This window comes from Micromonospora sp. NPDC005197, from assembly GCF_040608295.1.
Classification (GTDB): domain Bacteria; phylum Actinomycetota; class Actinomycetes; order Mycobacteriales; family Micromonosporaceae; genus Micromonospora.
In genome coordinates, this window is record NZ_JBEXHY010000188.1 from 1 (window position 1) to 7,854 (window position 7,854).

The 7,854-nt window shown below is 70.0% G+C and carries 7 protein-coding genes; 3 read left to right on the forward strand and 4 right to left on the reverse strand.

Annotation, left to right across the window (positions count from 1 at the left end):
• The first annotated feature begins 713 nt into the window (after window positions 1–713).
• Window positions 714–935, forward strand: a complete 222-nt coding sequence (locus tag ABZU46_RS29955) for a hypothetical protein (protein WP_354863010.1) — start codon at window positions 714–716, stop codon at window positions 933–935.
• Here ABZU46_RS29955 and ABZU46_RS29960 read toward each other — a convergent pair.
• The 3 genes from ABZU46_RS29960 to ABZU46_RS29970 form a co-directional block, all read right to left on the reverse strand.
• Window positions 916–2,319, reverse strand: coding sequence for a glycoside hydrolase family 6 protein (locus ABZU46_RS29960; protein WP_354863012.1), 1,404 nt, complete (start codon window positions 2,317–2,319; stop codon window positions 916–918). The genes ABZU46_RS29955 and ABZU46_RS29960 overlap by 20 nt on opposite strands.
• 312 nt (window positions 2,320–2,631) lie before the next feature.
• The gene (locus tag ABZU46_RS29965; RefSeq protein WP_354863014.1) at window positions 2,632–3,867 is read right to left on the reverse strand and encodes a hypothetical protein; all 1,236 of its coding nucleotides are present in this window, start codon (window positions 3,865–3,867) and stop codon (window positions 2,632–2,634) included.
• Complete coding sequence (locus tag ABZU46_RS29970) at window positions 3,854–4,387, reverse strand: SigE family RNA polymerase sigma factor (RefSeq protein ID WP_354863016.1); 534 nt, start codon at window positions 4,385–4,387, stop codon at window positions 3,854–3,856. Before ABZU46_RS29970 ends, ABZU46_RS29965 begins: the two co-directional genes overlap by 14 nt.
• A gap of 168 nt (window positions 4,388–4,555) precedes the next feature.
• Between ABZU46_RS29970 and ABZU46_RS29975 the strand changes: the two genes are divergently transcribed.
• On the forward strand, window positions 4,556–5,479 hold the full coding sequence (locus tag ABZU46_RS29975) for a PP2C family protein-serine/threonine phosphatase (protein WP_354863018.1): 924 nt from the start codon (window positions 4,556–4,558) through the stop codon (window positions 5,477–5,479).
• Between the two features lies 1 nt (window position 5,480).
• Here ABZU46_RS29975 and ABZU46_RS29980 read toward each other — a convergent pair whose 3' ends face one another.
• Window positions 5,481–5,843 carry an STAS domain-containing protein gene (locus ABZU46_RS29980; protein ID WP_354863019.1) on the reverse strand — a complete coding sequence of 121 codons (363 nt, stop codon included), beginning with the start codon at window positions 5,841–5,843 and terminating at the stop codon, window positions 5,481–5,483.
• Between the two features lie 554 nt (window positions 5,844–6,397).
• On the opposite strand from ABZU46_RS29980, the gene ABZU46_RS29985 reads away from it, so the two are divergent.
• Complete coding sequence (locus tag ABZU46_RS29985; protein WP_354863021.1) at window positions 6,398–7,768, forward strand: lectin; 1,371 nt, start codon at window positions 6,398–6,400, stop codon at window positions 7,766–7,768.
• Window positions 7,769–7,854 lie beyond the last annotated feature (86 nt).

A 7,854-nucleotide genomic window follows, 5' to 3' on the forward strand; every position in this document is an offset into this window, starting at 1 on the left:
GAACGGCTTCGGGTGCGAGGATCGCGTATGCGTGACCGGAGACCACCTCTCGTTCGATGGAAACTGCGGTGTCCGCCCGGCCTGACATGACGGCCAACGGCGGGCGATCCAACGGTGTACGGCCCTCCCTTTCCTCTACTACCTCTTTCCCTAGCTGACGTACGATCCGCCGGTGCTGGAGCCCCACGCGACTTCATGGCCCCCACACGTACGGCGAACAACAGCTGGAGCCCCAAAAAGAGCCTTGGCCCCACCTGCGCCCGGCTCGCATCACGCCGGGCTGTGTTCCTACTGCCTTCTTCCATAGAGGGAACGATGGATCACGTTCCGCTCCTCGCCGCCCGTCGTGATCTCACGGCCGGACAGCCCGTCTGCGTCTTGACGGATCTTTGCTCTCTCGACTCGAAGAAGAGTATGCCACACCGCAGAGGATGTCTAGTCTTCTCGGCCTAGATTTGTTGGTCGCCACCCATCAGAGTGGCTGACCTGCTGAATCTCTACGTGAGTTGTCGCAACCGCTCTCCCGAACTCTCCCTGACGGAAACGCAGGGCCGGTGTCGGTCATCGAGGCGAAGCCGGACAGCCGCGTGGGGCGGACGAATCGCGTCCCAGGCCGCCGCTGCCGACTACCCCTGAACCGCGGTGGCGTGGTTCAGGGTCATCGGTCGTCGTCGACGACCGTAGTGAGGTCGGAGCCGGCGGCGGAGCGGGGCATGACCGGGATCAGCACCGTCGCGACCCGCGATGTGCAGGGCGCCGAGAATGATCCGGGTCGCGGCATCCATGCCGGGACGGCGGTCGGTCTGCCAGCGTCGATGCTGCCGCTGCTCGCCGTACTCGGTCCGGCCCGTACCCAGCACGGGGCCGGGCCCGGCGCGGAGAGTGGTCCTCCACGCCGGGCCGTCGCAGGCGGAATCAGCTGGCCGCGCAGATGACCGTCGCCGGGCCGGTGCCGGTGCCCTGGAAGCCGAAGTTGGTCGACTGCCCGGCGCCGACGTGTCCGTTGTAGCCCACGTTGGTGAACCGGACGGTTCCGCTGGTGCCGCTGGCCTGGGCGTTCCAGGTGCCGGTGATCGCGGCGCCGCTGGGCAGCGTGATCGTCGCGGTCCAGCCGTTGATGTCCGCAGAGCCGGCGGTGACCGTCACGCTCGCGGTGAATCCGCCGGACCACTGGTTGACCGCCACCGACGCGGAGCATCGGTTACCGGTCGGCGGCGGCGTGGTCGGGGGCGCGGTGGTCGGCGGGGCCGTGGTGGGCGGGGCGGTCGTCGGCGGGGCCGTGGTCGGCGGAGCGGTCGTCGGCGGGGCCGTCGTCGGCGGAGCGGTGGTCGGCGGGTTGGGCGCGCCGTTGGCCAGGTTGTAGGCCAGGTCGGGCTGGAACGAACCAGCCGTGTAGCGGCAGCCGTCGGCCTCGCCCGGCGGCTTCACCCAGAGGTACGCGTCGATGTTGGCGTCGCCGGTGTTGGTGGTCGGGTACGTCCCGATGCGCCGGTCGGTGTTGTCGTCGCCGCACCAGTCCCCGCTGGCGCCCCCGTTGCGGCTGGTGTCGATGATCTGGCGCTTGCCCGAGATCCCCATACCGTTGAGGGCGGAGATCACCGAGCGGCCGAAGTTCGCCTCGCCGGAGGTGGAGTTGAAGTTCGACACGTTGGTGAAGAAACCGTCGGCGTACTGCACGCCGGCCGCGCGGAGCCGGTTGGCCGTCTCACCCGCGCTGTTCCAGGTGGAGTGGCCGCCGTCGAGGTACACCTTGGCGTTGGGGTTGGCCGACTTGATGGTCCGGGTGGCCGTCGTGATCGCCTGGTTGCGTGCGCTGATCTCACCGCTGCTCAGGCACGTCTGCAGGGCGAGCGAGTCGGTTTCCAGGATGATCAGGACCGTCTGGTTGCCGAGTCCTCTGGCGAAGTTGGAGACCCAGGTCTGGTACTGGTTGAGGTCAGGGGCGCCACCCGCGCTGGCCCCGCCGCAGTCCCGGTTGGTGATCTCGTAGACCGCCAGCAGCGGGATCTGCTGGGCCGCGTTGGCGGCGCCGACGAACCCGGAGACCTCGGACTGCACGGTCGACGGGTTGAAGTTGGCGAACCAGCGGGCCTGCGGCTGACTGGCGATCTTGTCGCGGATGACGGCGGCACGCGAGTCGCCGGGGTTGGCGGCGACCCAGCGGACGACGGCCGAACTCGGGTCGCGGTAGAGCGACCCGGACACCGTGCCGGCGGACGCGCCGCCGACGGCGTAGCAGACGCTGGCCGCGGCGGTGCCCGCGATGGCCGCCACACTGAGGGCCACCGATCTACGGCGCCGGGGGGAGAGGATAGCCACGACGTGTTTCCTCCTGATCACATTGATGTATCTAAGTTCATGGGAGCGTTCCCAAGGACGGTAGCGGAGGCGGGCGTCGCTGCCAAGAGTGCGGGCTCGTCGTTGAGGCAGCGGCCGGGTGCGTCACGGCTCGCGCAGGGCCACTGCGACGCGACAGCCGTCTCCCCCGATCAGGCGGTGGCTGGTCGGCCCGCTGTCGCTGACGACCACGAACGCGCGACGGCGGTGACCGCACCTGGTGTGCGATCACCGCCGTGGCTGCGCGGCAGGTGGGAGACGATCCGTGCTGTCGTGGTGGCCGGTGCCGATCGTTTACGGCTGCAGAGCGTCCGCGGCGGGGGTCCAGGTCGACTCGTTCCCGACGTCGGCGACCGTGACCCCCTTGGCGATCTTCTCCAGCTCGGCCCGTGGCAGTCCGTTGCCAAGGCCGCTGGTGCTGACCTGGACGACGACCTTCCCGTCGGCGCTCCAGAGGTTGCAGAAGCCACCGTCTTCGGGGCCGGTGCCCTGGCGGCGCTGGTCGGACACGTTGTAGCACTTCGTCGCGCCGGGCTCCGGCGACTGGTTCGAGCTGGTGCTGGGCGTGACGAAGATGTGGAACCCGTCCTTGATGGCGCCCTCGACCGTGTCGTAGGGCGCGGTCAGGCCCGTGGTGGGCGCGGCTGGCCTGGTGTACGTCGCGCCGCCGTAGTCACCGGCACGGGCCGCGGCGATGCCGCTGAGACCGGGAAGCGCGTGGGTGCCGATCTGCAGCGGCACGTAGCCGCCCGGCACGTAGCCCACCGTGAACGGCACCAGAGCCGGCGTCGGCTTGCTGGGCTTCAGGCCTTCGACCAGGCCACCCAGGTCCTCGAAGCTCGGCGTCGCCTCGTCGCTGGAGATCGACGTAACAGCCGCCCAGGCGTTGTCGGCGTACTCCCAGGCGAACAGCTTGTTGCCTGCGTCCACCTGGTTCTGCGGGTCGAGGCCGACCGGCAGCAGCGCCCGCACGGCCCTGCGCCCGGCCACGGTGACGTCCGTGCCGCCCTTGATCTTCGCGGGGTCGAAGACGCCCGGCCGGTAGACGGTCAGATACGCCCACAGGCTCGGCTTCCCCCCGGCGGCCTTCTTCTTGTCCTGCTCGGTGGCGCCGCCCAGCGCCGCGGCCTCTTCCTCGGTGAGGGGCTTGTCGTTCGAGGTGTGGCCGTCGGAGTAGACCGAGGCGATCTGGTAGGCGGTGGACGCGACGATCGGGTCCTGCACGTGCAGGGTGCCGGCGTCGTACCCCTGAAAGGTGAAGGTGAACGGCACGGCGTCGGACCACGTGGCCTCGGCGACCTTGGACGTCGCCGCGCCGACCGGGGCCGGCGAATTCTGCTCGGCGCCCAGGGTGGGCAGCACGAACGCGCCGGCGACCGCGACCACGACGAGACCGGCCACGCCGGCCGACGCGAACCCGGCCCGGCGACGCCGCTCGGCCCGCCGCCCTGCCACGATGATGTCGTCCGCGGTGCGGGCCATCGGCGGCTCTTCGCCCGTCACGGCGTCCACGAACTCATGCAACTGCATTGGTCCACTCCTCAATCGACTTTCCGGTGAGATTGATGCGTTCGCCGGCTAGTGACACGCGCAGCTTCGCCAGGCCACGGGAGACCTGACTCTTGGCTGTGCCGACCGTGCAGTCGAGGACGCCGGCCGTGTCCTCCAGGCTCAGACCCAGGTAGTGCCGGAGCACCACCGCGGCCCGCTGCCGGGGCGGAACGGCGTCGAGGGCCGCCCGCAGGCGCATCCGCTCGTCGGTCGCGCCGGTCGGGTCCCGCAGCGCGACGTCCGGCATGGCGTCGCCAGCCGCCCGCTCGCGCCGCCAGGGCCGGCGGGTCTCGTCGACCGCGGCCCGATAGACCATCGTCTTGACGTAGAGATCGGGTCGGTCCAGCTTCCTCCAGCGGGGGTAGAGCTTGACCAACGCGTTGGCCACGGCGTCCTCTGCCGTGTGCCAGTCGCCGCAGGTCACGTACGCCAGCTTGCGCAGCGACGCCATCTCCGACGTCACGAACTCACGGAATGCCTGCTCGTCTTCGGCTCTCAAGTCGACTGCCTCCTCGTGACGGAGGTAGAACGGATCCGGTCGCCCGGGAAGTTGCACGCCCGGAGGAGTAGTTGTGCGATCACCATTCGTGACGCGTCTCAGCGCGGGCCTCCGCCGCCTGTGCGCGGCCTTTTCCTCGGCCGCTGCCGGGCGACGGTGTTGGCGCCGGTGACCGACCGCGGCGAGGCGATCGGCCTGCTCGAGATGGTCCTGCCGAACGAGCCGGATCCGCGGGAGCTGGAGGAGATCGGCCGCACGGCGCACGTGTTGGCGTTCGTGGTGATCGCCAACCGGCGGCACACCGACCTTTTCGAGTGGGGGCAACGCACGACCCCGTTCACCCTGTCGAGAGAGATCCAACGCCGCCTGCTGCCCGGCTCGTTCACGTGTGAGGCCAGCGCGTTCACCCTGTCCGGCTGGCTGGAGCCCGCCGCGAGCGTCGCCGGGGACACCTTCGACTACAGCCTCGCCCGCGACGTGCTGCACTTCAGCGTCACCGACGCGATGGGTCACGGGGTGGCCAGCGCGCTGACGGCCACCCTGGGGGTGGGCAGTCTGCGCAACGGTCGACGTCGCGGGGTGGGCCTGGTGGAGCAGGCCGAGGCCGCGAATGCCGAGGTGGCCGAACACACCGCCGTGCCCGGCAGTTTCGTCACCGCGCTACTGGGCCGTCTCGACCTGCGCACGGGCGTGTGCGCGCTGCTCAACGCCGGGCACATCCCGCCGATGCTGGTACGCGACGGGGACACCCGCATGCTGTCGCTGCCGGGCAACTTCCCGCTGGGAATGTTCGCCGAGGCCACGTACTGCGCCGGCGACGTCGCGCTGCGCCCCGGCGACCGTGTGGTGGTGGGCACCGACGGAGTGCGGGAACGCAACGCGGCCAGCCTGGATCTGCCGGCCATGTTGCGCTCGATCGCCGGTCTGCACCCCCGCGAGGCCGTCCGGGCGTTGGCCGACGCCGTGCTGGAGGTCAGCGGACCGACGCTCGCCGATGACGCCACCCTGTTCGTCGTCGACTGGCACGGCGGACACAGCGAGGACCGGCGGACCAGCGCTGGCGCCGACCAGGAACGCGCCAGCGCCGGGTGAACTAGCGGCCGGTCGCGTCGGCGGGACGGAGATCCGCTTCAGCCGCCGGCACGCTGTCGTAGATGCCGATGACCCGATCCACCGATGTGATCGACAGGACACTGCGTACGGCGGGCTGCGCCGCGGCCAGGCACAACCGACCCCCGACATCCCGTAACGCCTTGAACATCACCACCAGCGCGCCCAGCCCGCTGGAGTCCATGAATCCCACCCCGGCCAGGTCCACCACCACCAGGCGCTCCCCGGCATCAGCCAACCCTTGCAGGCCTTCGCGCAACTGTGGGGACGTCGCCATGTCCAGCTCGCCGCGCACCTCGAGCACCGTGCAGCCGCGGCCCGGCCGGACCGACAACAGCAAATCCACTACAACCTCCCCACACCGTTGACCTCCCCCTTACCCTATTTCGCCGAGGGGCGAACCGCCGTCGGCCATCGGCGGCCGTGGACCGCCCCTGACCAGCGCACTCGCCGACACGGCCGCCGTCGTTCCCGACGCACCAGGCCAGGTGCTGCTCCGCATTACCGAACACCTCGCCGACGTACGAGCAGCCCCGCACCGCTGACCGGACGCCCCGGGCCGCAACCCGTTGGACACGGCATTGACATATTTCACTGTCGGATCTAGCGTCGGAGCGAATCGATTCGACCGCGGGCCGGGCATCTCCGGCATTCTCCGACGGCCGGTCGTGTGGTGTTCGGGCGAACAATGTGGCCACCGACGATTCAACGACCAACTGGTCCCGCATGGGCGGCGAGACCAGTGGCGGGTACCTGTGGCGACGAGCCGGGCGTCGGCGTGGGCACATCGCGTCTTCCCGCGGTTCCTCGGCGACGAGCGGTGTCGGCGGGGTGACCAGGAGTGGTCGTCGCGCGCCCCTTCACCTGAATCAGTTCGTGCCGAATGGCGGGAGCCCCCTCATGACAAGACGTAGACCCCTCCTTGGTTCTCTTGCGACGGCCGCGCTCGTCGTCGCGACCGTGGGCGTGGCGGGAATGACCGGCGGCCTGAGCGCCACCGCGTCGGCCGCGAACGTCACAGCGGCCGCCGCGACCGCCGGGTGCGGCAAAGCGCCCACGTTGACCAGCGGTTCACGCTCCATCCAGAGCAGCGGCCAGAACCGTAGCTTCATCCTGAGGATCCCCGACAACTACGACCGGAACCACCCGTACCGGTTGATCTTCGGATTCCACTGGAACGGCGGCACCGCCAACGACGTCGACGGCGGCGGCTCGGACGGCGCGGCCTGGTCGTACTACGGACTGCGGCAGCAGGCGAACAACAGCACCATCTTCGTGGCCCCGCAGGGCAACGGTAACGGCTGGGCCAACCCCGGCGGCCAGGACGTCACCTTCGTCGACAACATGATCAGCCTGATCGAGGCCGACCTCTGTGTCGACACGACGCAACTCTTCGCGCTCGGCTTCAGCTACGGCGGAGGCATGAGCTATTCGCTGGCCTGTTCGCGAGCGGGTGTCTTCCGCGCTGTAGCGGTCTACTCCGGCGGGCAGCTCAGCGGGTGCAGCGGCGGCACCCAGCCGATCGCGTACATGGGAATCCATGGCATCGGGGACCCGGTGCTCAACATCTCCGCCGGACGGTCCCTGCGTGACACGTTCGTGCGGAACAACGGCTGCACCCCACAGAGCCCGCCCGAGCCGAGAGCGGGCAGCCTGACCCACATCACCACCACCTACTCCGGATGCCGTGCCGGCTATCCCGTGGTGTGGGCCGCCTTCGACGGCGGGCACACCCCCGGCCCGGTGGACGGCGGCGGGGACAGCGGCGCCAGGACCTGGACCAAGGGCGAGGTGTGGAGGTTCTTCACCCAGTTCGGCAGCACCGATCCGACGCCGAGCCCGACCGCGTCACCCACCGGCGGTCCGACCACCCCGCCTCCGAGCGGCACGTCGGCCCTGCGCAACACCGCCTCCGGGCGGTGCCTGGACGTCAACGGCGCCTCGCAGGCCAACGGCACGGCGGCGATCATCTGGGACTGCCACGGCCAGAGCAACCAGAGCTGGACCTCGACGGCCGCCCAGGAGCTGCGCGTCTTCGGCGGCAAGTGTCTCGACGTCAACGGCGCCGCCACCGCGAACGGCAGCTCGGTGATCATCTGGGACTGCAACGGCCAGTCCAACCAGCGGTGGCGGCTCAACGCCGACGGCTCGATCACCGGAGTGGGTTCGGGCCGGTGCCTGGACGTGGTCGGCAACGGTACGGCCAACGGCACGCGCATCCAGATCTGGGACTGCAACGGCGGGGCCAACCAACGATGGAGCCGGAGCTGAGCCCGGCGGACACCTCGGGGACGCACCGATAGAAATCGCTGCGCCCACCACGGGGCCGGCGCGGCGACGGAACTACCGGTTCCGCC

What these genes read in the sequence shown, in the direction of transcription:
- ABZU46_RS29955 (WP_354863010.1), top strand. Translation starts at nt 714, where the DNA reads ATGACCGGGATCAGCACCGTCGCGACCCGCGATGTGCAGGGCGCCGAG.
- ABZU46_RS29965 (WP_354863014.1), bottom strand. Translation starts at nt 3,867, where the DNA reads ATGCAGTTGCATGAGTTCGTGGACGCCGTGACGGGCGAAGAGCCGCCG.
- ABZU46_RS29985 (WP_354863021.1), top strand. Translation starts at nt 6,398, where the DNA reads ATGACAAGACGTAGACCCCTCCTTGGTTCTCTTGCGACGGCCGCGCTC.